This window comes from Pseudogemmobacter lacusdianii (genome assembly GCF_030848395.1).
Lineage (GTDB): Bacteria > Pseudomonadota > Alphaproteobacteria > Rhodobacterales > Rhodobacteraceae > Pseudogemmobacter > Pseudogemmobacter lacusdianii.
In genome coordinates this window covers 1-26007 of record NZ_JAVDBT010000023.1, presented here as the reverse complement: position 1 = coordinate 26007, position 26007 = coordinate 1, and the positions used below count along the sequence as shown (strand labels likewise).

The 26007-nt window shown below is 59.5% G+C and carries 21 protein-coding genes and 3 pseudogenes; 20 read left to right on the top strand and 4 right to left on the bottom strand.

The genetic code is table 11. The features are described from left to right. The coding region (locus Q9295_RS17245; protein ID WP_306681828.1) for an integrase core domain-containing protein at positions 1-181 on the top strand (181 nt) is incomplete at its 5' end. Positions 182-208: 27 nt separating this feature from the next. Here Q9295_RS17245 and Q9295_RS17240 read toward each other — a convergent pair. Next, a pseudogene (locus Q9295_RS17240) lies at positions 209-842 on the bottom strand (transposase); the annotation flags it as partial. 65 nt (positions 843-907) lie between these two features. Continuing rightward, positions 908-1081: pseudogene (locus Q9295_RS17235) on the bottom strand (transposase); the annotation flags it as partial. A gap of 845 nt (positions 1082-1926) precedes the next feature. Here Q9295_RS17235 and Q9295_RS18015 point away from each other — a divergent pair. The 17 genes and pseudogenes from Q9295_RS18015 to proC all read left to right on the top strand — a co-directional run. Continuing rightward, positions 1927-2772: pseudogene (locus Q9295_RS18015) on the top strand (Calx-beta domain-containing protein); the annotation flags it as partial. A 696-nt stretch (positions 2773-3468) separates the two neighbouring features. Beyond that, positions 3469-6846 (top strand): autotransporter domain-containing protein, encoded by a 3378-nt coding sequence (locus tag Q9295_RS17230; RefSeq protein WP_306681827.1) that lies wholly within the window; start codon positions 3469-3471, stop codon positions 6844-6846. Between the two features lie 793 nt (positions 6847-7639). Beyond that, positions 7640-8680, top strand: coding sequence for an amino acid ABC transporter substrate-binding protein (locus tag Q9295_RS17225; RefSeq protein WP_306681826.1), 1041 nt, complete (start codon positions 7640-7642; stop codon positions 8678-8680). A gap of 85 nt (positions 8681-8765) precedes the next feature. Beyond that, positions 8766-9926 carry an amino acid ABC transporter permease gene (locus Q9295_RS17220; RefSeq protein ID WP_306681825.1) on the top strand — a complete coding sequence of 387 codons (1161 nt, stop codon included), beginning with the start codon at positions 8766-8768 and terminating at the stop codon, positions 9924-9926. A 10-nt stretch (positions 9927-9936) separates the two neighbouring features. Further along, positions 9937-11013: an amino acid ABC transporter permease gene (locus tag Q9295_RS17215; RefSeq protein WP_306681824.1), complete on the top strand. Its 1077-nt coding sequence runs from the start codon at positions 9937-9939 to the stop codon at positions 11011-11013. A gap of 17 nt (positions 11014-11030) precedes the next feature. Beyond that, positions 11031-11768 carry an amino acid ABC transporter ATP-binding protein gene (locus Q9295_RS17210; protein ID WP_306681823.1) on the top strand — a complete coding sequence of 246 codons (738 nt, stop codon included), beginning with the start codon at positions 11031-11033 and terminating at the stop codon, positions 11766-11768. A gap of 11 nt (positions 11769-11779) precedes the next feature. Further along, positions 11780-12544, top strand: a complete 765-nt coding sequence (locus Q9295_RS17205; protein ID WP_306681822.1) for an SDR family NAD(P)-dependent oxidoreductase — start codon at positions 11780-11782, stop codon at positions 12542-12544. 22 nt (positions 12545-12566) lie between these two features. Then, the gene (locus tag Q9295_RS17200; RefSeq protein WP_306681821.1) at positions 12567-12962 is read left to right on the top strand and encodes a Rid family hydrolase; all 396 of its coding nucleotides are present in this window, start codon (positions 12567-12569) and stop codon (positions 12960-12962) included. 4 nt (positions 12963-12966) lie between these two features. Further along, positions 12967-13491 (top strand): hypothetical protein, encoded by a 525-nt coding sequence (locus Q9295_RS17195; protein ID WP_306681820.1) that lies wholly within the window; start codon positions 12967-12969, stop codon positions 13489-13491. 49 nt (positions 13492-13540) lie between these two features. After that, entirely contained in the window at positions 13541-14878 is a 1338-nt protein-coding gene (locus Q9295_RS17190) for an NAD(P)/FAD-dependent oxidoreductase (protein ID WP_306681819.1), read from the top strand. 63 nt (positions 14879-14941) lie between these two features. After that, a complete protein-coding gene (locus Q9295_RS17185) occupies positions 14942-15829 on the top strand; it encodes a hypothetical protein (protein WP_306681818.1) in 888 nt (295 codons plus the stop codon). Beyond that, on the top strand, positions 15826-16575 hold the full coding sequence (locus Q9295_RS17180; RefSeq protein ID WP_306681817.1) for an SDR family oxidoreductase: 750 nt from the start codon (positions 15826-15828) through the stop codon (positions 16573-16575). The genes Q9295_RS17185 and Q9295_RS17180 overlap by 4 nt, the downstream gene beginning before the upstream one ends. An 85-nt stretch (positions 16576-16660) precedes the next feature. Further along, a complete protein-coding gene (locus Q9295_RS17175) occupies positions 16661-17341 on the top strand; it encodes a GntR family transcriptional regulator (protein ID WP_306681816.1) in 681 nt (226 codons plus the stop codon). A 259-nt stretch (positions 17342-17600) separates the two neighbouring features. Then, positions 17601-18575 (top strand): thiamine pyrophosphate-dependent dehydrogenase E1 component subunit alpha, encoded by a 975-nt coding sequence (locus Q9295_RS17170; RefSeq protein ID WP_306681815.1) that lies wholly within the window; start codon positions 17601-17603, stop codon positions 18573-18575. A 1-nt stretch (position 18576) separates the two neighbouring features. Beyond that, positions 18577-19554, top strand: coding sequence for an alpha-ketoacid dehydrogenase subunit beta (locus tag Q9295_RS17165; protein WP_306681814.1), 978 nt, complete (start codon positions 18577-18579; stop codon positions 19552-19554). 11 nt (positions 19555-19565) lie between these two features. After that, positions 19566-20843: an acetoin dehydrogenase dihydrolipoyllysine-residue acetyltransferase subunit gene (locus Q9295_RS17160; RefSeq protein WP_306681813.1), complete on the top strand. Its 1278-nt coding sequence runs from the start codon at positions 19566-19568 to the stop codon at positions 20841-20843. A gap of 7 nt (positions 20844-20850) precedes the next feature. Beyond that, the gene (gene proC, locus Q9295_RS17155; protein ID WP_306681812.1) at positions 20851-21651 is read left to right on the top strand and encodes a pyrroline-5-carboxylate reductase; all 801 of its coding nucleotides are present in this window, start codon (positions 20851-20853) and stop codon (positions 21649-21651) included. A gap of 119 nt (positions 21652-21770) precedes the next feature. Here the strand turns inward: proC and Q9295_RS17150 are convergent, their stop codons facing one another. Continuing rightward, on the bottom strand, positions 21771-22559 hold the full coding sequence (locus tag Q9295_RS17150) for a shikimate dehydrogenase family protein (RefSeq protein ID WP_306681811.1): 789 nt from the start codon (positions 22557-22559) through the stop codon (positions 21771-21773). A 349-nt stretch (positions 22560-22908) separates the two neighbouring features. Between Q9295_RS17150 and Q9295_RS17145 the strand changes: the two genes are divergently transcribed. Together Q9295_RS17145 and Q9295_RS17140 are read left to right on the top strand one after the other, a co-directional pair. Next, complete coding sequence (locus tag Q9295_RS17145) at positions 22909-24285, top strand: hemolysin family protein (RefSeq protein WP_306681810.1); 1377 nt, start codon at positions 22909-22911, stop codon at positions 24283-24285. Further along, positions 24282-25328: a CNNM domain-containing protein gene (locus tag Q9295_RS17140; protein WP_306681809.1), complete on the top strand. Its 1047-nt coding sequence runs from the start codon at positions 24282-24284 to the stop codon at positions 25326-25328. The genes Q9295_RS17145 and Q9295_RS17140 overlap by 4 nt, the downstream gene beginning before the upstream one ends. 185 nt (positions 25329-25513) lie before the next feature. Here Q9295_RS17140 and Q9295_RS17135 read toward each other — a convergent pair whose 3' ends face one another. Next, positions 25514-25957, bottom strand: coding sequence for a PaaI family thioesterase (locus tag Q9295_RS17135; protein WP_306681808.1), 444 nt, complete (start codon positions 25955-25957; stop codon positions 25514-25516). Positions 25958-26007: the final 50 nt, after the last annotated feature.

The window sequence follows — 26007 nt, the reverse complement described above, 5'->3', positions numbered from 1 at the left end:
AGCCCGCCGCAAGCTGGCCCTGTGGCGCTACGACTACAACCACGTCAGGCCGCATTCCTCGCTGGGCAACAAGCCCACAGTGGAAGCGCGCCGAGCGCTTGGGCAATCTGATGGCTCCGCGCTCGGCGCGCTTGCCCGACCCGAAACCGACCACTATCAACCCCAAGGACTCTCGTTATGAACGACGGACGACCGGGGGGCAGGTCACCATCGACGCCCTGGTTCCCAGTGCTCGTTTGCGACCGCCTCGTTTACGGACTGTTAAGCCTTCTTCCCGGTAGATCCGGTAGAGCTTCTTCCAGTTCAGTGTCCAGCCCTCCCGCCGCAGCAGGATATGCAGACGCCGATAGCCGAAGCGCCGCCTCTCGCCGGACAACTCCCGCAGCGCTTGCGCAACTCCCCATCCTCCGGCCAGGTCGGCTGCTGCCGATACACCCGCGAGTCAATCCCGGCCAGCGCACAGGCCCGCCGCTGCGAATAGCTCTTCTCCTTCATGGCCCAGTCCACGGCACGCCGCCTCGAACCGGGCCTCAGAAGTTTTTTCCCAACATCTCCTTCAGCGTCGCGACGTCGAGCATCTGTTCGGCCAGCATCTTCTTTAGTTTCGCGTTCCATTCCTCAGGAAAACGTTCCCCCGGATCGTTTTCTGATCTTCGTCATACCTCCAGTGCCTTCAGGCGCCGGGCGTCCGACACCTCCATGCCGCCATATCTCGAGCACCACTTGTAGAAAGTCGCGTCGCTGATGCCATGCTTGCGGCACAGCTTCTTCGCACCCAGCCCGGCCTGATGCTCCTTCAGGATGCCAATGATCTGCACTTCACTGAACCGGCTTCTCTTCATCCACTGTCGCCTCTCCTGGAAAACAGGCTGATCTCAAAATGAGGACGTTTCAGGGGAGAAGGTCACTGCTTCAGTCGCTTCTCCTCGGTCGGTGACAGGCCAGCGTACTTGCTCTTCGAATTGAAGTCTGCCGCCCGGCTGATCCCCGCTTTGCGGCAGACCTCCGCATCCGGCATTCCCTCTTCGCACTGCTCGATCATAAACGCTTTCTGCGCGTCCAAAAAATTGCTCGTCTTCATCCGTTTCCGCTCCTCGCCCGGCCAGGAAAGCGTGGTCGGAAACTCCAGCTGAAAACGGTCCAGTTTCCGGGGGGCAGGCCAGAATCTATAAGCTCGGCCCATCTCCAGCACTCGTGGCATAAAGCCAGCCCAAAAGCCCAAACTCACTGCGTAATTTTGAGGCCAGAACCCAGTTATAAGGCCTGTGAACCCGTTCCATTCCAAAGATGCTATGTGACGCGGCTTTGGCTTTGCTCCGAAACCGGTAGGCGTTAGCCCTATGCGATGCGTGGGATCTTCTTGAGGTCGGATGGCCCACATCATTCGGTGTTGAGCCGCACTTCGCGGAGGCTGTTGATACTGCCGCATTCCGCATGCCATCGCGAAAGCGGGCGTAGGTTGTCCTCTAGGACATCCTGTGGCTGCGCCACTGTTGAGCACAGCTCACACGGGCCTTGTGCCCATTCAAGATGCCGACGGTCTGATCCCGTCGATCGCGGCTTCTGCATCTGCGACGCACCCGACGGGCCGATCCCACATCGCAGATGCACGAAATATCCGGTTGAGGTCCCCAGCCCGAAATCTAAACCTTGCACGGGTTAACAAACTCGGGTTACTTAGATCTGTTAGCTTGTGAATTAGTCACTTGAATAAATGTAATTCGGGTTAGGTGATGCGCTCGGCACTGTCCGGGTGTGGCTTCATTTCTAACCCTAAAGATTTTTGGTTGTAACGCATTGGCGGGACGACCGGGGCATGTGTCAACAGCGCTCCGACCTCTTTGGTTAGCGTCCGTTTTGCTAGGTTATTTTGAACAAAATCAGACGCTTATGGGCCTTGGTTCGCTCTTGCTCTGATATCATATTATGGAGAATGGCATGCAGCGAACTTGGGCAAGAGTTCCTCTACTTTTCGCACTGGTTTTACGTCTAATCTCGGGGTGCAAAGCCGCTGCGGCTGCCACTCTCTTCTTGATCCTGTCAACGGCCGCGGCCCACGCGGCCTGCACAATTTCGAATCCGAAGACACTCACACTTAGCTCGGCCGATACAATCTATCCCAACGACAGCACCCGCCCCACGAAAAGTGTTACAGCCACTGTCACCTATAATGTGACATCAAATACCTCGGGCGGTGGCGGCTACTGCAATACGTCGCGAAGCATCAGGATAACGCCCAGCGTTTCGAACCAAGGTGGCGAGCCTGCTGCATGTGACGCAACGCTTAGTATCCCTGCGGGAACAACCGGAAATGTGTCAGCGCAATGCACGATAACTTGGCGAGTCCCTGGTAGCCCAGGCACGAGCTACACGATGACAGCCAGGGCCAATGCTAGTGGCCAGACCTATGATATCGACACCTCAAACAGTTTGGTTTTCACGCGCTTCGTTGCACCAAGCGTAACGATCAGCGGTGGCGGAGACGTTGACGAGGGCTCTAATCGCAATCTTACGGTTACCCTTAGCACTGCAAGTGTTGGTAACACCGTGGTAAATTACTCGCTGGCGGACAGTACGGCTGTTGCGGGTACTGACTATGCAGCGCTCAGCGGTTCGGTAACGATTCCGAACGGGCAGACAACGGGCATAATCACAGTCGCGACGATCGATAACGATATCGATCATCCTAGCGATCGGACTGTAAAGGTCACGCTGACAAGCGTGAACAATGACTTCACTCTTGGCTCGCCGAGAGCGGCTACGGTGACCATTGACGACAATGACACCGCTGGTGTCAGCCGTTCAACAGGAAGCATGACGGTGAGTGAGGGCGGCACCGGTGCCTTTACCGTGGTGCTGAACACGCAGCCGACCCACAACGTTGTAATCGGCGTCACCTCTAATGCGACTGGCACTGCGACGGTTTCAGTGGCATCGCTAACGTTCACGTCGGCGAACTGGAACGTACCGCAGACCGTTACCGTAACCGGCGTCGATGATTATGTTGACAATGACCAGAGCCGTGAAGCGGAGGTTGATTTTATTGTCACTTCATCGGATAGTAGATACCACCGCCATAATATGGGCGACGTCGACGTAACCGTAACCGATGCTAATACTGCTGGCGTAACTGTAACCGGCTCCCCACTTACAGTGGCCGAGAACGGCGGAACGGCAACATTCACGGTTGTTCTTGACAGCAAGCCCAATAACTCTGTGCGTGTTGACCTGAGCTCTTCGGATCCTGCAAACGCCACGGTTGGGACTGCGAGGCTGACGTTCACGACGTCGAACTGGAACCAGCCGCAGACCGTTACCGTCACCGGGGTGAATGACGACATCGTTAATTCTCCCAACCGAACGGCAAACGTGACCTTTAGCCTGCATAATGGGAATGAATCAAAATATAGGGGGTTAACGATCACGTCTGTCGCGGTGACCGTGACCGACGACGATGCCGCCAAAGGTGTGACAGTGTCCAAGTCGGCGCTGACGGTTAGCGAAAGCGGAGAGGGCAACAGCGAGACCTTTACCGTTGTGCTGAACAGCCAGCCGACGGCAAGTGTCTCCGTTGCAGTCGCTTCTTCGGCCGTTGCGAATGCCACGGTTGCGCCGGCGGCACTGACGTTCACCTCGTCGAACTGGAACGTACCGCAGACCGTGACGGTCACTGGGGTCAATGACCTCATCGACAATGCTGCAAGCCGTCTTGCGACTGTGTCCATGGTCGCTGCATCGGGTGATGCCAATTACGAAGGCATCGCGATCTCGTCTGTCGCGGTGACCGTGACCGACGACAATGACGCTAAAGGTGTGACCGTCTCCAAATCGACGCTGACGGTTAGCGAAAGCGGAGCGGGGAACAGCGAGACCTTCACCGTTGTTCTGAACAGCCAGCCGACGGCAGATGTCTCCGTTGCGGTCGCTTCTTCGGCCGTTGCGAATGCCACGGTTGCGCCAGCGGCACTGACGTTCACCTCGGCGAACTGGAACGTGCCGCAGACCGTGACGGTCACTGGGGTCAATGACCTCATCGACAATGCTGCAAGCCGTCTTGCGACTGTGTCCATGGTCGCTGCATCGGGTGATGCCAATTACGAAGGCATCGCGATCTCGTCTGTCGCGGTGACCGTGACCGACGACAATGACGCTAAAGGTGTGACCGTCTCCAAATCGACGCTGACGGTTAGCGAAAGCGGAGCGGGGAACAGCGAGACCTTCACCGTTGTTCTGAACAGCCAGCCGACGGCAAATGTCTCCGTTGCGGTCGCTTCTTCGGCCGTTGCGAATGCCACGGTTGCACCAGCGGCACTGACGTTCACCTCGGCGAACTGGAACGTGCCGCAGACCGTGACGGTCACTGGCGTCAATGACCTCATCGACAATGCTGCAAGCCGTAACGCGACTGTGTCCATGGTCGCTGCATCGGGTGATGCCAATTACGAAGGCATCGCGATCTCGTCTGTCGCGGTAACCGTGACCGACGACAATGACGCTAAAGGTGTGACCGTCTCCAAATCGACGCTGACGGTTAGCGAAAGCGGAGCGGGGAACAGCGAGACCTTTACCGTTGTTCTGAACAGCCAGCCGACGGCAGATGTCTCCGTTGCGGTCGCTTCTTCGGCTGTTGCGAATGCCACGGTTGCGCCGGCGGCACTGACGTTCACCTCGTCGAACTGGAACGTACCGCAGACCGTGACGGTCACTGGGGTCAATGACCTCATCGACAATGCTGCAAGCCGTCTTGCGACTGTGTCCATGGTCGCTGCATCGGGTGATGCCAATTACGAAGGCATCGCGATCTCGTCTGTCGCGGTGACCGTGACCGACGACAATGACGCTAAAGGTGTGACCGTCTCCAAATCGACGCTGACGGTTAGCGAAAGCGGAGCGGGGAACAGCGAGACCTTTACCGTTGTTCTGAACAGCCAGCCGACGGCAGATGTCTCCGTTGCGGTCGCTTCTTCGGCCGTTGCGAATGCCACGGTTGCGCCAGCGGCACTGACGTTCACCTCGGCGAACTGGAACGTGCCGCAGACCGTGACGGTCACTGGGGTCAATGACCTCATCGACAATGCTGCAAGCCGTCTTGCGACTGTGTCCATGGTCGCTGCATCGGGTGATGCCAATTACGAAGGCATCGCGATCTCGTCTGTCGCGGTGACCGTGACCGACGACAATGACGCTAAAGGTGTGACCGTCTCCAAATCGACGCTGACGGTTAGCGAAAGCGGAGCGGGGAACAGCGAGACCTTTACCGTTGTTCTGAACAGCCAGCCGACGGCAGATGTCTCCGTTGCGGTCGCTTCTTCGGCCGTTGCGGATGCCACGGTTGCACCAGCGGCACTGACGTTCACCCCGTCGAACTGGAACGTGCCGCAGACCGTGACGGTCACTGGGGTCGATGACCTCATCGACAATGCTGAAAGCCGTAACGCGACTGTGTCCATGGTCGCTGCATCGGGTGATGCCAATTACGAAGGCATCGCGATCTCGTCTGTCGCGGTAACCGTGAACGACGACAATGACGCTGCGGGCATCTCTGTCACGCCCAGTGCTCTGACTATGGCTGAAAATGAAACCCGCACTTTCCAGGTTGCATTGCTCAGCCAGCCCGCAGGTGACGTGCGGATCGTCGTGAGCTCTATCGATGTAGGCACTGCAGCCGTCAGTGGAGCGGTCGCGAATGAGCTTGTGTTGACCTTCAACACGGCAAACTGGGCGACGGCACAGCAAGTCACGGTCACTGGGGTCGACGATAGCATCCCCGGCGGCGGCAATCGCTCGACCACGGTGGCGTTGTCTTTAGACGATCCTGCCTCCTATCCGGTCGAACCTAGCGACGTGACCGTGACTGTTAAGGATGAGGAAAGTGCGGACGAGGAACTCATCACTGAGACCTTCGAACAGGTCACGGGTGCCTTCATCGGTCGCCGTATGGAGCGTATGATGTCGGCCGAACCGTCGCGCTATCGGTTCGACCGCCGTCGGGCGGCAAATGGGCCGCCGGAGATTACCGTTTCTACCAAAGGTGGTGTCGGTGACTTCGCGCTCTCCTATGGCCGTACGACGCAGGGCGGTGCTTGGCACAGCTGGGCGGAAGCAGAGTTCACGGTCTATAAGGACAGCATCGGCTCGCTCGATGCACGTGATGGTCGCTTCGGGATTGTCTCGTTGGGGGCGGACTACCTGCTTTCTGAGAATGTAGCCTTGGGCGTTATGGTCCAGTTGGACACCACATCGGAAGAAACCCTTGGCTTCTCGGATGTTTCGGGAACCGGTTGGATGGTCGGCCCCTATCTCTCGATGCAAGTTGCGCCAGAGCTGTATTTCAGCGCGCGCGCCGCTTGGGGCAGTTCGACCAACGATGCTTCCGTTGATATCGGCGGTTCGATGTACAGTGGTAACTTCAAGACCGATCGTAGTTTGGCCCGCGCCATGCTCTACGGAACGTTGGAGATGGGTCAGGCCAAACTGACTCCCTCTGCGGAAGTAAGCTATATGCGTGAAAGCCAGCAAGACTACACGGTCAGCGATGGCGTTGTGACGACGGCCATTACAGGTGCTGAAGCAGAGCTTTGGCAGCTTGCGATGGCCGCGGACATTGAGATGCCGCTGAGCGGCGGACAAAGCGGAATGATCTTCTTCGCACGTCCGCAGCTTGCATGGGCGATCGACTCCAGTGGGTTTGACGCTCATGACGGTGCGACGGGCTCTCTTGAGCTTGGCATGCGCACTGGTGCGGGATCTTATTGGAAGGGCGAGTTCGCCATTGGCTATGACGGGATCGGGCAGTCGGACTTCGAAGCCTTCTCGGCCCGCGCATCCATGTCGATCCCGTTCTAATCTTCGTACAGATCTTACGAAGGTCTGAACCCGCGATCGGACTGTAACCAATTTCATCCGCGGAGCGTGAGACAACGCTCCGCGGATGATCCGTTTTAAGCTAGGGTGATTTGCCCAGAGGGACTGTTTGAACCGGCGGAGCAAAACCGATTGTCAGGGGCGTGGCCGCCGTCCCTGTGCCTGCTCTGGCTGACGGTCTTGCGCTGCGGGATATCCGCCGCTTCGCAGCGCAGCTCGGACTAAGGATGGCCTTCTTTTGAGCGAGCAGTTGCGGTGGCTTCGGGGCGACCTTGGGATCGCCCGCTGGAGGAGGCGCGCCCGTAGCGTTTGGGGATGCCGTCGAGAGGCGCTTCTTATCCTCGCGAAAGACAGGACGAACCGTGCCCGATATTGGTCGACACCGCGACGAAGCGCGTGCCGATGTCTCTGCTTTTGCATTGTTGGTGCCGTGATGTCGGTCCGGCTGGCGGCTGCCGATGACATGGGCGCCCGTTGGCCAATGTAAGGCGGAGCCGATCTTCACTAAAACCAGCGGCCCTCAAGGCCAGCTATGCGTTTGGTTGGCCCATGCTTGGTCGCCAGGCGGGTTGGCCGACTAAAAGGCAGAGATTCAAGAAAGTGTTGTAATTCATTAGATTGCCAGCAATTTGCTAGGCTGATCCGTGAGGTCTGTCGAATTTATGAGTGTCAGGCAATCAGGGGACTTGCTCGATGCAAGTGACACACGTTATAACAAATATATGTCGGCGTCAGAATCGGCAGCATGCGCAGTTCCCAACAACTTGAGGTTCTTATGACCAAATTTTCGAAGCTGATCGCCGCCGGCTCGGTCGTCGCGGCTGGTCTTTCTGCATCTGTGGCAATTGCGGGCCACGGTGACACTCTCGCTGCAGTCAAAGAGCGCGGCACCTTCAATTGCACCGGCCATAACGGCTCTTACCTTGGCTTGGCCGAGGTCGATGCGAACGGCAATTGGAAAGGGTTTGATATTGATGTGTGTCGCGCTGTCGCGACCGCGATCTTTGGCACCCACGAAGGCCATGTAAGCTTCGTCCCGACCAGCTGGGCCCAGCGTTGGCCCGCGCTTCAGTCGGGTGAAATCGACGCTGTGATTAAGGCGACGGGCTGGACCATCGGCCGTGACGGCGAGTTGGGCTTCCAGTTCTCCAACGCTTACTTGCTGGCGCCGACCAAAGTTCTCGTCCGCAAAGAGCTGGGCGCGACCACTGTTGCCGATCTCGACGGCGGTTCGGTCTGCGTGCCGGCTGGTACCGCGCAAGAAGTGGCGATGGCTGGATACCTCGAGCGCATTGGCACGACGATGGAATTCGTGGTCTCGGAGAAAACCGAGGAAAGCGAAGCCGCCTACCTTTCGGGCCGTTGCGATGCTTTCGTGCAGTGGGATGTGCAGCTGGCCACCCTGCGCTTGAAAGCGGAAAATCCCGACGATCACATGATCTTGTCGGATTCCATCGCGGCAGAGCCCGTTGCGGCTGTGGTTCGTCAGGGCGACGACAACTGGGTTGATATCATCAACTTCACGCTCTCGACCTTGGTCGCTGCGGAAGAAGCTGGTGTGACCTCGGCCAACGTCGATGAGATGCGCGCCAACCCGCCTTCGCCCAGCGTTGGGATGATGCTGGGTGTGACGCCGGGCTATGGTTCGGGCGTCGGTCTGTCTGATGATTTTGGCTATAACATCATCAAAACCCTGGGGAACTACTCCGAGATTTGGGAGCGGAACCTGGGCATGGACTCGCCTTACAAGCTTGAGCGGGGCGTCAACGCCCTGTGGCAAAACGGTGGGGTTCTTTGGCCGCTCCTGATCCATTGATCGCAGTCGCTCTGTAAAAAGCCGGTGGACGGGCCGTTGGGGTCCGTCCACCGCACCTTCCTCTGGTTTTAGAGCGAGCTTACGAATGGTCTCTTCGAGTAAGCGCCGGGCTTACCTGCTCCAAATGGTGATCGGCCTTGTGCTGGTGGCAGTGCTGGCTGCACTGATCCTTGGGGCAAAGCGGTCACTGGATGCGCAGAACATCACGTCGGGCTACGGCTTTCTGTGGCGCTCGACCGGATGGAATATTGGCTTCAGTCTGATCCCCTATTCGATCAACGATCCTTATTGGAAAGTGATTGCGGTTGGGATCTTGAACACGCTCTATCTTGGGGGGATGGGGCTGATCTTTGCGACTGTGCTGGGGTTGATTGTCGGCGCTTGCAGAACCTCAACCAATGCTGTCCTGCGCGCCTTTGGCACCTGCTACGTTGAGACGATCCGAAATATCCCGCTGATCCTGCAGGCATTCTTTTGGTATGCCGTTTTCACCAACCTGCCGAGCCCACGTCAGGCGATCAATCTTGGCGACATGTTGATTTTGTCGGCGAGAGGGATTTTCACCCCAGCGCTGAACATCGCCGAACCCTATGGATTGCTTGCAGGCATGGTGTTTTTGGGCACTTTGATCGCGGCTCTGGTTCTGGCGCTGCTGCCGCGGCGCGATCTTAAAAGCCGTTTGCTTTATCCAAAACTTGGTCGGGCGATCTGGTTCGTCGGTGGCCTGGGCCTGATCTTGGTCATCCTGCTGGGCAAAGTGCCGGGAGAGCCGCTGCTGCTGACCGCGGAGCTGAAGGGCTTGAACTTCACCGGGGGCCTTCGGTTGTCGCCAGAATTCGCTGCGCTCTTGACCGCGATGAGCCTTTATGGCGGCGCTTTCTTGGGCGAGATCATCCGTGCAGGTTTTCTTTCCGTCAGCAAAGGCCAGGTCGAAGCGGCCGAGGCGCTTGGGCTAAGCGGATGGCAGGTCTTTACCAAAGTCAGAATGCCGCTGGCCTTCCGCGCGGTGCTGCCGACCCTGACCAACCAATATGTCTGGCTGCTTAAGGCGACGACATTGGGCATTGCGGTTGGCTATGCGGACTTCTTCCTCGTGATCTCTACCGCCATCAATCAAAGCGGTCAGACGATCGAGCTGATTACGATCCTGATGATCGGCTTCTTGATCATCAACAACCTCTTGGCCGCCTTTATGAATTTGATCAACAAGCGCATCGCTCTGCGCGGCACCCAGCTTCGGTCGTGAGGAGATAGAGATGGCCAACTCTGCGACCGCACGTGCTTTGCCTCCGATCAGCCCGCTGAAGACGCGGCTGCGCAAAAGCTTCTTTCCGACCCCTCTCAGTGGCGCCATCAGCCTCGCAGGTATGGCTTTTGCCGCTTGGGCTTTGTGGCACCTTTTCCAATGGGCGGCATGGAATGCCGTCTTTATCGGCACGGCCGAAGATTGCCGTGCGGCGAGCGGCGCCTGCTGGGCGGTGATCGCCGACCGCTGGCGGCTGATGTTCTTTGGGCTTTACCCGCATGAGGAGCATTGGCGCTCGGCGCTTGGCTGTCTGATCTTGATCTTGGTCATTATCCTGTCTTGCCTGCCGGTCTTCTGGCGCCCGCTGCGACTGGCGGTTCTGTGGGTTTGCAGCCTTGCGGTCTTTATCCTGCTTATGCGGGGCGGGGTTTTCGGGCTCAGCTATGTTGGTGAAGAGCGCTGGGGCGGGCTGACACTGTCGATCTTTATCTTCTGTGCGACCGCGCTGATCGGGATGCCGCTTTCGATCGCCCTTGCGCTTTTGCGCCGCTCTAGCCTGCCGCTGGTTTCGGTTGTGACCGGAATGGTGATCGACTCGGTGCGCTCATTGCCCCTGGTGACGATCTTGTTTGCCGTCGCTGTGGTCCTGCCGATCTTGGCGCCGGGGTCTTCGGGCACCAAGATCATGCGGGTCATCGCAGGTATGGCGCTCTTCTTTGCCGCCTATCAATCCGAGATCCTGCGGTCTGGCATCCAATCTTTGCCGGTCGGCCAAGACGAGGCCGCCAAGTCCTTGGGCTTGGGCTACTGGCACCGCATGACGCGGATCATTCTGCCGCAGGCCTTCCGGCGTGCGTTGCCGCCGACGGTCAGCCAATTCGCCATCAGCTTCAAGGAAGTGTCGCTGGTCATCATCATCGGTGTCTTCGACTTCCTCGCCTCGGGCAACGCGGCCTATGGCTCGGGCGAATGGGCTTTCACCTATGTCGAGGTCTACGTCTTCATGGCCTTCGTCAACTTCATCTTTATCTTCAGCCTCTCGCGATATGGTGCCTACCTTGAGCGCCGCATGCGCGTCGGCAAGTAATGCAGGAGCGCTCCGCAATGCCCGCCGCCGTCACGATCAGCCAGCTCAACAAATACTACGGCATCTATCACGCGCTGCGCGATGTCTCCTTGACCGTCCAGCAGGGCGAGAAGGTGGTGATCTGCGGCCCGTCGGGGTCGGGGAAATCCACCCTGATCCGCTGCATCAACCGGCTGGAAGAGCACCATTCTGGGACGATCGACGTTCTGGGCCATGTGCTGGATGACAACATGTCTCGGATTCAGGAAGTCCGGCGCGAAGTGGGCATGGTGTTTCAGAACTTCAACCTCTTCCCGCATATGACCATTTTGGAAAACTGCGTCCTCTCTCCGATGCTGGTGCGTGGCACAGCGCGCAAAGAGGCCGAGGAACAGGCCATGCATTTCCTGACGCGGGTCCGGATTCCAGAGCAGGCCAATAAATTCCCTGGCGAATTGTCGGGCGGTCAGCAGCAGCGCGTTGCCATCGCCCGCGCGCTTTGCATGCGCCCCAAGGTCATGCTTTTTGACGAACCGACCTCGGCGCTTGACCCTGAAATGATCTCGGAAGTGCTCGATGTCATGGTGTCGCTCGCGCAGGAGGGGATGACCATGATCTGCGTGACGCATGAGATGGGGTTTGCCCGCCAAGTGGCCGACAAGGTCGTGTTCATGGACCAAGGCGCGATCGTCGAATCCGGCGCGCCGACCGAGTTCTTCAACAACCCGCAGAATGAGCGCACGCGCGCCTTCCTGTCGCAGATCCTCGCTCATTGAAGGAACATCTTATGACAACCTCAGGCTTTCGCACGATCATTACCGGCGCCTCGAGCGGCATTGGCTTGGCCACGGCGCAGAAGCTGGCCAAGAGCGGCCATAGGCTGACGCTGGTTGACCGCGATGCCGCGATCCTTGAAGCCGCAAGCAAAACCATCGATTGCTCAGACATGCTGCTTGCGGTTGGCGATGTGACCGATGCGGCGCGGGTTGAAGAGATCGTGGCCGAAAGCGTTGCGCGGTTTGGCGGCGTTGACGGGCTGGTCACCTCGGCCGGTATCGTGCGGACTGGCACTGCGCTTGAGGTCGATGTTGAGACCTTCCGCGCGCATCTTGATGTGAACGTCACCGGCTCGTGGCTTTATGCCCAAGCTGTTGCCCGCCACATGATCAAACAGCAATCGGGTTCAATCGTGATGATCGGCTCGGTCTACGGTGCCGCAGGGGCGCCGGCGCGGGCGGCTTATTGTGCCTCGAAAGGCGCTGTCCATAATCTCGTGCAGGCTTTGGCCGTGGAATGGGGCCCGCTGGGCATCCGCGTGAATGCCGTGGCGCCGACCGGCGTGCGCACCCCGATGGTGCAGGCCCTGATCGACAGCGGCTCGTTCAACACTGAAGGCGTGAAGGCCCGCACCCCGCTTGGTCGCTTGGCCGAGGCAGATGAGGTGGCCGATGGCTGCGCCTTCCTGCTGTCGGATGCGTCGCGGATGATCACAGGTGACATCCTGCGCGTGGACGGTGGCTGGCTCGCCAATGGCTACATCCAGTCCAAGTAAGAATTGATCTGAGGGAATGACCATGACTGCACTGCGTGAAAACATCTCATCCGGTTCGACGTTCGAAGCCGCTTACGGCTATTCGCGAGCCGTCAAAGTCGGCGATACGCTCTATATCTCGGGCACGATTGGCATGGATTATGCCACGAAGCAGCTGTCCGAAAGCGCCACCGAGCAATTGCATCAGATCATCAAGAACTTCCAGCTGCCGCTGGAAAAGGCCGGTGCGACGCTGAAAGATATTGTGCAGATCACCACCTATGTGACCGCGCCCGAAGTCTTCGCTGAAGTTGGCCCGGTGATGGGCGAGATCTTTGGTGCTGCCCCGCCCGCCAATGCTGCGCTTGTCGTCAGCTTCCCGGTTCCGGGTGTGAAGGTCGAGATCTCGGCCATCGCCCGCATCGGCTGTGGGGGCTGAACCGATGTGCACCGTCGATGTGAACGGAACCAATTTCCGCAAAATCGCGATGGATGATTGCTTGGCCTTGGTTGAAGGGTTTCAGGCGGCGGGCAAGAAATGGCACTCGCATGTGCTGTCGCCCATCTGCAATCACAACCCTTTCGCAGGGTGCTATGCGGTTGTGGTCGAGGATGATGCCGAGGGCGTGCCCTATATCGCCCAAGGCGATGCCAGCTTCCCCGAGATCGACAAGGCCTTCGTCAAAATGCTGCACGGGGATGACATCCTTGATGCGGCAGCGGTGACGGGAGATCTGCCGGACTCGCTTTTGGTCGATCACGTCCGCGGCCTGCAGGCGCGCGGCGCGCCTTGGCACCATCACATGCATTTCCCGACTTGCGCCTTCAACCCGCATCCCGGGCAATGGTCGATCTCGATCGAGGCGCAGGGCAGCTTCATGTCCGAGGCCTATGCCGATGAGCCGATCGACGTGCTGCGTCAGGTCGAAGTCTACTATTTTGACAATCTCGCAAAGGCGACGGCGTAAGCGCCGTCGTCCTTTCGTGCCACATCCTTAAACCTCAGGTGCCCCGACGATGTCCTCGCAATCTTGGATTGATACCAGCATGAAAGGCGTGGCTTGGACGCGCAGCAGCCGCGAGAAGCGTATCTCTCGCGCCAGTCTGTCCAGCGATGCGGATGCAGATTTGGTGGTCGTCGGCGGGGGCTTTCTTGGCCTGACGGCGGCGCTGAGTGCGGCGTCGAACGGTCTCAGTGTGATCCTTGTGGAAAGCGGGATCGTCGGGGTGGGGGCTTCGGGGCGCAACGGCGGCTTTGTGGTGCCGCATTTCCCCGGCGCGGTGCGACCGCAGACGGTTGAGCAAAAGCTGGGGGCCAAAAAGGGCCAAGCGTTGAACGGCTTGGTGGCCGAAGGGCCGAACCACATTGCTGCGATGAACCAGCGCTACGGTATCCAAAGCGATTATGAGCAAAATGGCTGGCTGCAGCCCGCCCATTCTGAGCTTTCGCTGACCAAGGTGCGCGCGGTCTATGAAGACTGGAAAGCCTTTGGCGCGCGTGTCGATTGGCTTGATGCCGGTCAGGTGAAGGATGAGCTCGGCGCGGCGGGCTACATCGGCGCTTGGAAGAATGCCGATGGGGCGATTGTGAACCCTCTGGCGCAATGCCTTGGCTTGGCGCGGGCGGCCGAGGCAGAAGGGGCGCTCATCTACGAAAACACGCGGGTGGAAAATATCCACCAAGCAGATGGACAAAAGGCGCAGGTGACCTGCAAGACCGCAAGCGGCACGCGGCGGATCACGGCCAAACAGGTTTTGGTCGCGACCAACGCCTATACCGATCCTTTGGGTCTGCCCGGCCAGAACAAAAGCATCATGTCGGTGCGCTTGTTCCATTGCGCCACGGCACCGATGTCGCGCGAAGAGCGCAAGACCATTCTGCCCAACAACAATTGCTTTACCGATCTGCGCCGCTCGGGCGGTTTCGGTCGGTTTGACGCCGAAGGTCGCTTCTTCGGTGCGGGTGCCGTCTCGGTTGCGCTTGGGCAGCAACATGGCGAGCGTCACGCCCGCAAGCGCATGAAGACGCTCTTCCCTCAGCTTCGCAATAACCCTCTGAAATGGGAAGATTATTGGGAGGGCTACTGCGCTTTGACCAATGACAGCCTGCCACTCATCATGCAAATGCGCCCGAACGTCTTTTCCGTGATCGGCTTCTCGACGCGCGGGGTGAACCTTGCGCAGAACATCGGTCTGCTGATGGGCGAGTTCTTCGCCGAAAAGCGCCAGTTGTCGGACGTACCGTTGGAGCTTGTCGCCGGTCCGAAGCCCATTTTCATGAGCGGTTTTAAAACCGCCGTGGGGCGGCAGATCTTCCCGCTTTATCAGCTGAAAGATCGCCTCAAGCTGACCTAAGCACCGCCACTGCGGACCGAGAGCCCTTAGCCCAAACGACTGATTAAGGCCGGAGAACCGGACATGCGTCTTGAACTGAACATCCTTGGAACCGGCTTTGATATCCAATGTGACGAGGGCCGCGCCCCCCGCACCTTGGCCAAGATCGCCGGTATGCTGCCGAAACCGGTCCAGTTACACACGCCAAAGATCGCCGGCAGCCATATTTACTGGCACGCGCCCCTGATCGAAGAGCCGGAAGGCGGGGTTGATGTCCTTTCGGCCAAGCCGGGGGCGTTCATCTACTGGCCGGTTCGTCAGTTCCTCGAGATCACCTTCGCGCCGCTTCAGGCCGAGACCGCCTCGGTTACGGTGCTGGGCCATTACGAGGGGCCGATCGAAAAGGTCCGTGAAATGGCCGAGCGGTTGCGCCAGCAACATGGCACCACGTCCTTCAGCGGTGCTTTGACGATGACGCAAACGCCGACCACCTTTGCGCCCGTTGCGCCGGTGGATCATCCGACGCTGCCCGCCTTCCTTTTGGCGGCACGCGATGCAATCTGGCGGGCTTGCCCCGAGGATTTGGCCGCGCTGCGCGAGTCGCGAGCGATCATGCATCCGATGGGGCCGGTGCTGATGGCTGAATCCGAGGCGCGGATCTTGCATGAGATGTTCTGGTGGTTGCGCGAAAGGGTGCAGGCTGACCCAGCCACTTCGTTGCGCTATGCCGCTGGGCTTAGCACGAACAAAGCGGCCACTCGTCTGCGTGATTTTTGCCATATGAAAGAGACGCCGGACATCCTGTTCCAGCTTGAAGCCGCCTTTGCCGATCCTGCGGTAAGCCTGCCCGAGCTGATCGATCTGGGCATTGTGATCGCCGGCAGAATAGCCGCTTGGCTTGATCTGCAGATCGCTTGGGATCCGATGAACCAAGCCTATCGCGCAGCACTTGATGCGGCGGTGAAGCCATGACGGCTTTGCTTTCAGACAGCTACCGTGTGGCGCTTGTCACCGGGGCTTCACGGGGGATTGGCGCTGCAATCACGCAAAAGCTTGCGGCAGAGGGGGTTCATGTTCTGGCCTTGGCCCGATCGGAAAGCGCCCTTGCCGAGGTTGCGAAATTGCCGGGTGTGGAGCCGATCGCAGCCGATGTCACCGACCTTGCGACCCTGAAGATCTTTGAAGGCCGTGAGATCGACATCTTGGTGAACAACGCCGGTGGCATTGGCTCACTGGGGGCGCTGCAAGATCAGACGGTTGAGGAAACCGCACAGGTCATCGCTTTAAATCTGACGGCACCTTTGTTGATGATTCAGGCGGCTTTGCCGGGGATGGTGGCGCGCAAGCGGGGCCACATCCTGTCGCTCAGCAGCGCCGTCGCCAAGGCGGTCTTCCCCAATACCACCACCTATGCCGCGGCCAAGGCAGGTCTAAGCCGTGCGCATGAGGTTCTGCGCTATGATCTGGCCGGCACCAATGTGCGGTTCACCGAGATTGTTCCGGGGCGGGTGGAGACGGATTTCTACCTTGAAGCCTTTGGCCAAGACAGTGAGCGGTTGGAGCGCACCATGTTCAAGGCCCAACGCGTCCTCTCGCCCGAAGATGTTGCGGTTGCTGCGATCTCGGCCCTGAAGATGCCGCAGCATGTGGATGTGTCACGCATTGACCTTATGCCAACCGATCAGGCCTGGGGCGGCTCGGTGCAGCGCTCACATTAGGTCACACGGGGCCAAGCGAAGGTAGCGATGGACCCAAGTTGCAATTTGTCATAACGGTTGATCGGCTCACTTAAAGGAAAACGACATGTCCTCGGCGCTTCAAAGCATTGCACCGATCGCTCGGAAAGAAACTCTGGGAACGATGGTTCGCGAGAAGTTGCGGGCAGCGCTGATGGCAGGACGCTTTCAGCCGGGCGAGAAGCTGGCGATTAGGGCGGTGGCAGCGGCGCTGGATGTCAGCCTGACCCCCGCGCGCGAGGCTTTGTACAACTTGATGGCCGAGGGTGTTCTGGAGGCGAATGCCACCGGGACGATCTATGTGCCCGAGCTTGATACCGCCAAGATCAACGAATTGCGCCGGATCCGCGTCAGTCTGGAATGCATGGCCGCGACCGAGGCTTTGCAGAATCTGACAGATGAGGACATCAAGAAGATCCTAGAGATCAACAAGGCGATTTGTGAGGCCGATCACACCCGCGAATTTAGTAAGCTCATGGAGCTTAACTGGATGTTCCATTTCACCATCTATGAAGCTTCAAAGATGCCAATGCTTATCCGCATCATCGAGAGTTGCTGGCTGAAGATGGGATCTTATCTCAACGTCATCTATCCCTATTACGGTGAAGACGGCAAAGGCATCGATTTGCACGATAGGGTCTGCGCGGCAATCGTGGCGCGGGATGCGCTGGCTTTGAACGAGGCCATTGCTGAAGATATCACGCAGGCCTGCGACTGGATGATCAATCGGATCTCGGCCAAGACCTGATCTGATCGCCGCGGGGCTGAGCCTAAAGCCCTTAGGGTTCCGCCGCGCTTTTTGCGCATGAAGCGACAAAACAGCATCACGCCGATTGCCCAAGGGCAGTCGGCGTTTGCTGTCGTGATCGCGTCCTTGGGCGCACCGCTTTGGCGCAGTTAAGTCACGCGCCTGCGCAGGTTTTTGACCATCTGGGTGCAACGAATCTGCTTGCTTGCTCAACGGCTCCGATATACTTGTTATAACAAATAACCGGAGTTTGGCGCCGATGAAGAATGCCCCATCGATCGACGATCAGGTCGAAATGTATCGCAAGATGATTGCCTGCCGGCGTGTGGAAGAGGCCTTTGGGACGCTCAGCAAAGAGGGGCGGACCCGCGGGCCGATCCACCGCTGTGACGGGCAAGAGGCTGTTGGCATTGGCGCGACCGCTATGCTGACGGATGAGGACTACATCACCTCGACCCACCGCGGGCATGCGCATTACATCGGCAAGGGCGTTGATATCTACGGAATCTCGGCCGAGATCTTGGGACGCAAAACCGGCCTGTGTGGCGGGCGCGCGGGCCATATGTTGATCGCTGATCCCGCCAAGGGCATGATCGGCGGCAATGCCATCGTTGGTGCCGGCATTCCGGCGGCAACCGGCATGGCGCTGTCGAACCAGATCCTGAAGAACGGCCGCGTGGCCATGACGCTCTTTGGCGACGGCTCCTCGCAGACTGGCATTTGGCATGAGTCCATGAACATGGCGGCCTTGTGGAAGCTGCCTGTCGTCTTCGTGCTTGAGCATAATGAATATGGCCTAACGGTGCATTCCGACCGGCAAGGCTCGACCAAGGATATCTCAGAGCGCGCCGCCAGCTACGGTATCCCAACCGAGATCGTCGACGGCAATGATGCACTGGCCGTCTACCGGGCGGTCTCGACGATGGTTGAGCGCGCACGCCGGGGCGAGGGGCCGGGCTTTGTCGAATGCAAGACCTACCGCTGGGAAGGTTTTTCCACCTCGGACATGGGCGGCTACCAAGACCCCGAGGTGATCGCCGAGTGGAAAAAGCGCGACCCGATCAAGATCGCTTACGACCAATTGGTCGGCGAAGTGGGCGCCGAAAAGCTGGACCAGATTGAGCGCGACACCAGCGCAGACGTGCGCGACGCCATCGAGCGCGCCTTGGCCGATCCGCTGCCCGAGTTTGAAATCTGCAACTATACCGCCCCCTATTCCGGCGAGGTTCACTGATATGGCGAAGCTACGTTACGCCGAGGCGCTTAACATCGCGCTGCGCGAAGAGATGACCCGCGACCCCAGCGTTTTCCTGTTCGGCGAAGACATTGGCACTTATGGCGGGGTCTTTAAGGTCTCGAAGGGGCTGCTTGAGGAGTTCGGCGATCAGCGCGTGCGCGACACGCCAATCTCGGAGCAGGCTTTGACGGCAATGGCGGTTTCGGCGGCGATGACCGGCACCCGCCCTGTGCTTGAGATCATGTATGCGGACTTTCTGCCGCTGTCGCTGGATGCGCTGGTCAACCAAGCCTCGATCTACGAATATATCTGGAAGGAAAAGGTCCAGATGCCGTTCGTGCTGCGCACCCAAGGCGGTGGTGGCGCCGGGGCAGGGGCTCAGCATTCCAAGGCACTGGATGTGCTGGTTGCGCATATCCCAGGGCTTCAGGTCGTGGCGCCTGTGACGCCAGCCGATGCGCGCGGCTTGTTGAAAGCTGCCATTCGTGATCCGCGCCCGGTGATCTTCCTTGAGCATAAGCTGCTTTATAACATGCGCGGCGAGGTCGATCTCGACAGTGAAGGGCTGGTTGAGATTGGCAAGGCGCGCACCGTTCAGCCCGGTACAGATGTTTCGATCTTTGCCACCTCGAAGATGGTGATCGATGCTGAAAAGGCGGCGGAGCTGTTGGCAAAGGATGGCATCTCGGCTGAGGTGATCGATCTTCGCAGCTTGCGGCCCTTGGACTTGGGCGCGATCAAGGCCTCGATCGCGAAGACCAATCACGCGGTGGTGGTCAATGAAGGCTGGCGCTTCTGCGGTTATGCGGCCGAGCTTTCGGCCACGATCATGGACCACGCCTTTGATGAGCTGGATGCGCCGGTTGAGCGCGTGACCCTGCCTGATATGCCGATCCCTTACTCGGAAACGCTTGAGGCCTCTGTCTTGCCGAATGCCGAGAAGATCGCGGCAGCGGCGAAAAAGACACTGGCCTAAGGAGGCGCATGATGCAGCATCCGATCCAAATTGACGCGGCGGGCGGCGAGTATATGGACGCCGTTGTTATCCTCGAATGGACCAAAGAGATTGGCGCAGCGGTCAAGGCGGGTGAGCATATCGTCACCGTTGAGACCGCCAAAGCCGCGACCGAGGTTGAGGCCCCTGCAGACGGCTTCTTGGTCGCCATCAACTATCCCGTGGGCGAAGAGGCCCCGGTCGGCAAGGTTTTGGGTCTGATCGCCGAAAGCCTTGACGCCCCAGTCGCACCGCAGGCCCAGCCGGCGCCAACCGCTGCTGAGCGCGCTGCGCCAGTTTCGTCCCCCGCGGCAGAGGCCGTGACGACAGACCGCGTTAAAGCCAGCCCGCTGGCCCGGCGCACCGCACGCAGTCTGGGTGTTGATCTAAGCCAGATCCGTGGCACCGGCCCCTATGGGCGGGTCAAGCGCATCGATGTTGAGAATGCTGCGAAGTCGGCAACTGCCAAGGCGCCGCCTTCCGCTGCGCCCGAGACTGTAGCCCCGGCGGCGGGGCTTAGTGCGCCGGTCGTGGCCCGTGCTGCCGGCGTTCCGGTTGTGCTGTTGCATGGCTTTGGCGCGGATCGTTCGGGCTGGCGCCCGATTGCGGGGCTGCTTGACGGCGGACGTCAGATCATCACGCCAGAGTTGCCCGGGCACGGTCAGGCGCCTGCTCAGACCATCCGCAACCTTGAGGAGCTGGCTTTTGCCGTCGCCGATGATCTTGCGGCGCGCGGGATCGAGACGGCCCATCTTGTTGGCCATTCGCTTGGTGGCGCGGTGGCGGTGACCCTTGCCGATCTGGGCCTTGTCGCGGCGCGCTCGCTTTGTCTGATCGCTCCGGGGGGGCTTGGCCCCGAGGTGAACACGGGCTTCATTCACGGGCTGGCAAATGCCACGACCGCCCCCGAGATCCAGCCTTGGCTGGAGACGATGGTGGCCGATCCTTCGATTCTGCCTTCGGGCTTTGCCCAAGCGGTGATCCGGGCGCGCGCGCAGAGCCAAAGCGGACCCGCATTGAAAGCGCTGGCACAGGCGCTCTTTGGTGAAGGCACGCAATTGATGCGGCTGGCGCATCGGCTGGAGAAGATCGCAGTGCCCGCCAAGGTGATCTGGGGGATGAACGACCGGATCATCCCGGCCTCGCATGCTGCCGATCTGCCGGCGCATTTTGGCCTGCACCGGTTGAAAGGTGTGGGACATGTGCCGCAGATGGAGGCTCCGGCCTTGGTGGCGCGTCTTTTGAACGAACTTCACCGTTCGGCAGAGTGAGGGGCTGATGACAAAGCTGCTTTTGGTCGGCGCTGGCAATATGGGCTATGCCCTGCTTGCCGGTTGGATGAAGATGCAAGACAGGCCGCAGGTCTCGGTTGTTGAACCGTATGAGGCGCTGCGCGACCGTGCGGCGGGGCTAGCTTCGGACGCCTTTGCCAGCCTGGATCATTTGGCGGCAGATTATGCCCCCGATGTGGTGGTGCTGGCGGTCAAACCACAGGTCATTGCTGATGTGCTGCAAGGCTACCGTCGTTTCGAGAACGCCTGCTTTGTCTCGGTCGCGGCGGGCACCACGCTTGCAACTTTGGCCGCGGGGCTGGGCGATGTTGCGATCGCCCGTGTGATGCCCAATACCCCGGCTGCGGTTGGCAAGGGCGTGTTTGGCATGTTCAGCAATGACCGGACGACAGCGCAGCAGCGCGAGCTGGTCCGTGACCTTCTGTCGACGGGCGGCATCGTGCTTGAGGTGGCGACCGAAGCGGATATCGACCGGATCACCGCGATCTCCGGCTCGGGCCCGGCTTATGTTTTCCATTTCATCGAAGCGCTGACCGAAGCTGCCAAGCGCATCGGTTTGCCCGAGGATATCGCCGCACAGGCGGCGCGGGCCACAGTTTTCGGCTCGGCCAGCTTGGCCGAGCAATCGGCCGAAGACGCGGCTCAGTTGCGGGTCAATGTGACCAGCCCCAACGGCACCACCGCCGCAGCGCTTGATGTGCTGATGGGCGAGGGGAGGATGACCTCTTTGATGACCAAGGCGGCACAGGCAGCCTTTGATCGGGCGCAGGAGCTGGCTCGCGACTAGGCCAACAAAGGTCAGATCTTGCGCAAAAGGGGGCCGTACTGGCCCCCTTTTTCATGATCCGTTGGGCCATGCTCACCCGGTGCATCATGCATGGAAGACCTGCAACGCGGTCCTCGCGCTTAGCCGGTCTTGGTCAGAAATGTAATGATCTCAGACAATTGCCCATCCAACATGGCGCGCCCGGTATGGGTGGGCAACCCGCGTGCCTTTGCGGCGCGCAGAAGCGCTGTCTCTGCCGGCTCCATGATAATATCCACCACCAGCGCGTCCGAAGCGATCGCAGTGATCTCGACGGGCAGCGGGTCATCGAACTTCAACCCCAGTGAGGTGGCGTTTACCACCATATCATGCGCACCGATCTCGCCGCCAATTTCGACACGCAACTGCGGGTGATGCACGCGGAGCCGCTCGGCCAAGGCGGCAAGCTTGTCGGGGCTTCGGTTCATCAAGGTCAGCGCGGCGACTTTGGACTGGGCCAAAGCGAAAGCGATGGCGCTGGCGGCACCTCCGGCCCCTTGCAGCCAGACGCGTCGGTCTTGGACCGAGTGGCCATGCGCCGCGAGCCCGGCAACGAAGCCCAGCCCGTCCAGCAACTCTCCGGTCAGTGAGCCATCCACCTCGCGCCGGATGACATTCACCGCCCCAGCGGCTTGCGCCTGCGGGCCAAGCTGATCACATAGAGCAGCGGCGGCTGCTTTATGTGGCACGGTCACGATCAGTCCGCTTAGGTTCCCCACACCGCGCAGGCCGTAGATGAAGCTGGCCAGATCCTCGGGCCTAACCTCACAGGGAACCACGACCGCATTGGTTCCGGCCTGCACAAACATGGCATTCAGTGCTTGCGGGCTCCGCAGATGATGGACCGGATAGGCGGCCACAGCGATGAGCCGCGTTGTTGCATTGATCATTCTGCCCCCCGTGTGAAATCCGAGGACCGGATCAGCACCTAGACCCTCGGAATGTCACTATGATATATGTTATATCAATAGCTGCGTCGAGCGATCATTGGCCTTCCGCGCTGGGCGCGTTGGTTTATCGCTTGGCTAAGGTCTTCGAAGCACAGGCTGAGGAGCGCAGAGCGGGCCGGCAAATCGCGGCAAAACAGCTCAGAAAGGCCCCATTTTATCTGAGCCGTTCCTTTTTCTGCTGGAGCAAGGTAACTAAGTACCACTTTGCAACAAATAAAGGTGGCCCGACGGTGGACCGAAGTACCAAACCCTACTCTAGACCGCTTCAATCGCAGCGTGAGGTGCTGCTGTGATTGAAGCTTTTCTACTTCTGATACTTGGCCTGGCCGTTATCATCGCGAATATCGCAGCCACCGCCTACTTCGTGGCGCAAGAATTCGCCTATATGTCGGTTGACCGGACCCGACTCGCGGTAAGCGCTGCCGAAGGGGACGCTTCTGCCAAACGTGCGCTGGATGTGACGAAACGCACCAGCTTTATGCTGTCGGGGGCCCAGCTCGGCATCACCATCACCGGTCTGCTCGTGGGTTTCTTGTCCGAGCCGATGATCGGTGAACCAATGGGCGTTCTGCTTGGTGGTCTTGGCGTTTCCCCCAGCGTTGGCGTGACGATTGGCACACTCTTTTCGCTGATGGTTGCCACTGTGGCGATGATGATCTTCGGGGAGCTTTACCCCAAGAACCTCTCGATCGCGAAGCCTGAGCCGCTGGCCAAAGCTCTGTCCCGCTCGACCTTGATCTATCTGAAGGTCTTGGGACCGCTGATCGCCTTCTTCGACTTCTCTGCCAATGTGTTCCTGCGTTTGCTTCGGATTGAGCCGGTGCATGACCTTGATGTCAGCGCCACTGCCGAGGATCTGCCCCGCATCATCGCGGATTCGCGCGAAAGCGGTGATCTGCCGGTTGAGCAGTCGCTGATGATGGACCGCATCCTCGATTTCCCCAATCAGAATGTGGAACATGCGATGGTGCCGCGCTCGCAGGTGGATTGGGTCAGCCCCAACACCACTTTGGGCGAGTTGCAGGCGCTGATGGCGCGCGCGCACAGCCGCTATCCTGTGGTTGACAGCTCGGATGCGCCGATTGGCGTGGTTCATTTGTCCGATGTCTTGGCAGGGTTGGAAACGGCTGAACCCGAGGCTTCGGTGGAAAGTATTATGCGCCCGGCGACGGTGATCCCGACGCTGATGCCTTTGCCTGATGCTTTGGAGCATCTCATCAGCTCGGCCAATCAACTGGCCTGCGTGATTGACGAATACGGCGGTTTCGCCGGCGTCTTGACCATCGAGGATCTGGCGATGGAAATCGTCGGCGAGATCACGGATGAGCATGACCTGCAATCGCCTGATCCGCTGGTCTCGGACGGGGATAACATCTGGATCATGGACGGCGATGTTCACCTTGATGAGGTGCATCGCGCGATCGAGTACGATCTGCCTGAAACCGAGGCCGAGACCATCGCCGGTCTTTTGATCGACGAGCTGGGCGCCCTGCCTGCTGTCGGGGCAAGAGTGGTGATCGAGCTGCCGGTTGATCCGGCAGAGCTGGTCTCCGACGCTCCGATGCGTCGCTGGCTTGAGGCCGATGTTTTGGAGGTTGAGCGGCATGTGCCAACCCGTGTCCGGCTGACATTGATGGAAACCGCGATGACGGAGGATGCGCAATGATGAAAGACCCTCTCATTGTCTCACTCATCACGCTTGCGCTGATTGCCCTGAGTGCGCTCTTCGTGATCATCGAATTTGCGCTTTTGGGCGCGCGCCGTCACCGGCTGGAAGAGCTTGCGCCGGAAAGCATGTCGGCGCGGGCTGCCTTGCGGGGGATGAATGACCTCACGATGATGCTGGCTTTGGCGCAGCTGGGGATCACCGCTTGCACCTTTGCCTTGGGCGCGATCACCAAACCAGCGGTGGATGCTTGGCTGGGGCCGATGCTGCTGTCGGCGGGCCTTCCAGGTTGGCTTGCAGGCGGCACCTCCTTTGCATTGGCGCTGTTCGTGGTGACCTTCTTGCACCTTGTGGTGGGGGAAATGGCTCCAAAATCTTGGGCCATCGCGCATCCGGAACGTTCGGCGCGTTCGATCGGCTTGATCGCTCAGGGGCTGGCATGGCCCTTGCGCCCGTTGCTGCGTTGGATGAATGGCATTGCCAACAGCCTTGTGCGGGCATCGGGTGTGGAGCCGGTCGAAAGCGCGGCTGTTGGCGGGCGTGACATCGCGACCATCCGCCAATTGGTTGAACATTCTGGCCAAACCGGCGCCTTGGAGCCCGAGATGGAGCGGCAATTGTCGGGCTTTATCGGGTTGAGCAGCATGCCGGTCAGTGACCTTGTGGCCATTGATCAGCGCCCGACCTCGGTGCCTGCTAAGGCGACCGCGGCGGAAGTGCGGGCTGCGGCGCGCCAGTCGGGGCATATGCGTATCTTGATGGAAGGCGGGCGCGGCAAGCCGATGTCCTTTATCCATGTGCGTGATACGCTGCTGATGGCAGATGATGCGCCGGCGGCCAGTGTTGCACGTCCGGCCCTCAGCCTTGATGCGCAAATGCCGGTCTATGAAGCCTTGGCGCGCCTGCGCGGTGCTGGTGTGCAAATCGCCACCGTAAAGCGCGGGACTGAGCTTTGCGGCATCATCACCTTGGCCGATATCCTTAAACTGGTGTTGCCAGCTGGGATCGCGGTGACCAAAGAGGCCACCCCCGGCGCGGCCTGATCTGCTCGGCCCTGCCTTTGGCGGGGCCAAAGGCACAGCCTGACGAACGACAGTCTGACAAATCGAAAGCGCCCGCCATTTCTGGCGGGCGCTTTTATCTTTTGTAAAACTCAGTCCAGGCGCTGCGCTGGGCGACCCAAGGCACCAAGAGCTATGGCCTTGCGCCGGTAAGCTGGCGGGATCGCTTAGCTAGCGCTTCTGATCCGGAACGTGCCGCTAGAGGTGGCGATCAAAGTGCCAGTGTCATCCTCGATTCGCCCTTCGGCAAAGAAGGTCGAAGCGCCGCCACCGATCCTGCGCCCTTCGGCAAACAAAGTACTGCCCTTCGGCCGCGACAAAAATTGCACCGTCATCGACAGCGTCATCGCGGTCTTCTTCACCAAGGGATCGCCGGTGAATGAGCCGCTGAACCCCATGACAGTGTCCAGCATCACCCCGTAAATGCCACCATGCGGAATGCCGTAGCGGTTCGACAAATACGGCTGCAACGGCAGCTCGAAGCGCGAAAAGCCATCGGTCCAGTCAAGCATGCGGTAACCCAAATGGGCTTGCAGCGGATAATCCGGCTCGATCAGGCCAGCGGCTAGCAACTCGGGAGAGACGGGGGCCGCGCTCACAACTTCGCCCATTCATCGCCCCATTGCATGACTTTATGGCCGTCGGAGACGTCGCGCCATTG

Bases quoted from the DNA above. Each gene is read 5' to 3' on its own strand.
- Q9295_RS17200 (WP_306681821.1), top strand. From the start codon at position 12,567: ATGACTGCACTGCGTGAAAACATCTCATCCGGTTCGACGTTCGAAGCC.
- Q9295_RS17225 (WP_306681826.1), top strand. From the start codon at position 7,640: ATGACCAAATTTTCGAAGCTGATCGCCGCCGGCTCGGTCGTCGCGGCT.
- Q9295_RS17170 (WP_306681815.1), top strand. From the start codon at position 17,601: ATGAAGAATGCCCCATCGATCGACGATCAGGTCGAAATGTATCGCAAG.
- Q9295_RS17140 (WP_306681809.1), top strand. From the start codon at position 24,282: ATGATGAAAGACCCTCTCATTGTCTCACTCATCACGCTTGCGCTGATT.
- Q9295_RS17150 (WP_306681811.1), bottom strand. From the start codon at position 22,559: ATGATCAATGCAACAACGCGGCTCATCGCTGTGGCCGCCTATCCGGTC.
- Q9295_RS17135 (WP_306681808.1), bottom strand. From the start codon at position 25,957: ATGGGCGAAGTTGTGAGCGCGGCCCCCGTCTCTCCCGAGTTGCTAGCC.
- proC (WP_306681812.1), top strand. From the start codon at position 20,851: ATGACAAAGCTGCTTTTGGTCGGCGCTGGCAATATGGGCTATGCCCTG.
- Q9295_RS17220 (WP_306681825.1), top strand. From the start codon at position 8,766: ATGGTCTCTTCGAGTAAGCGCCGGGCTTACCTGCTCCAAATGGTGATC.
- Q9295_RS17205 (WP_306681822.1), top strand. From the start codon at position 11,780: ATGACAACCTCAGGCTTTCGCACGATCATTACCGGCGCCTCGAGCGGC.
- Q9295_RS17195 (WP_306681820.1), top strand. From the start codon at position 12,967: ATGTGCACCGTCGATGTGAACGGAACCAATTTCCGCAAAATCGCGATG.
- Q9295_RS17185 (WP_306681818.1), top strand. From the start codon at position 14,942: ATGCGTCTTGAACTGAACATCCTTGGAACCGGCTTTGATATCCAATGT.
- Q9295_RS17160 (WP_306681813.1), top strand. From the start codon at position 19,566: ATGCAGCATCCGATCCAAATTGACGCGGCGGGCGGCGAGTATATGGAC.
- Q9295_RS17210 (WP_306681823.1), top strand. From the start codon at position 11,031: ATGCCCGCCGCCGTCACGATCAGCCAGCTCAACAAATACTACGGCATC.
- Q9295_RS17180 (WP_306681817.1), top strand. From the start codon at position 15,826: ATGACGGCTTTGCTTTCAGACAGCTACCGTGTGGCGCTTGTCACCGGG.
- Q9295_RS17175 (WP_306681816.1), top strand. From the start codon at position 16,661: ATGTCCTCGGCGCTTCAAAGCATTGCACCGATCGCTCGGAAAGAAACT.
- Q9295_RS17215 (WP_306681824.1), top strand. From the start codon at position 9,937: ATGGCCAACTCTGCGACCGCACGTGCTTTGCCTCCGATCAGCCCGCTG.
- Q9295_RS17165 (WP_306681814.1), top strand. From the start codon at position 18,577: ATGGCGAAGCTACGTTACGCCGAGGCGCTTAACATCGCGCTGCGCGAA.
- Q9295_RS17190 (WP_306681819.1), top strand. From the start codon at position 13,541: ATGTCCTCGCAATCTTGGATTGATACCAGCATGAAAGGCGTGGCTTGG.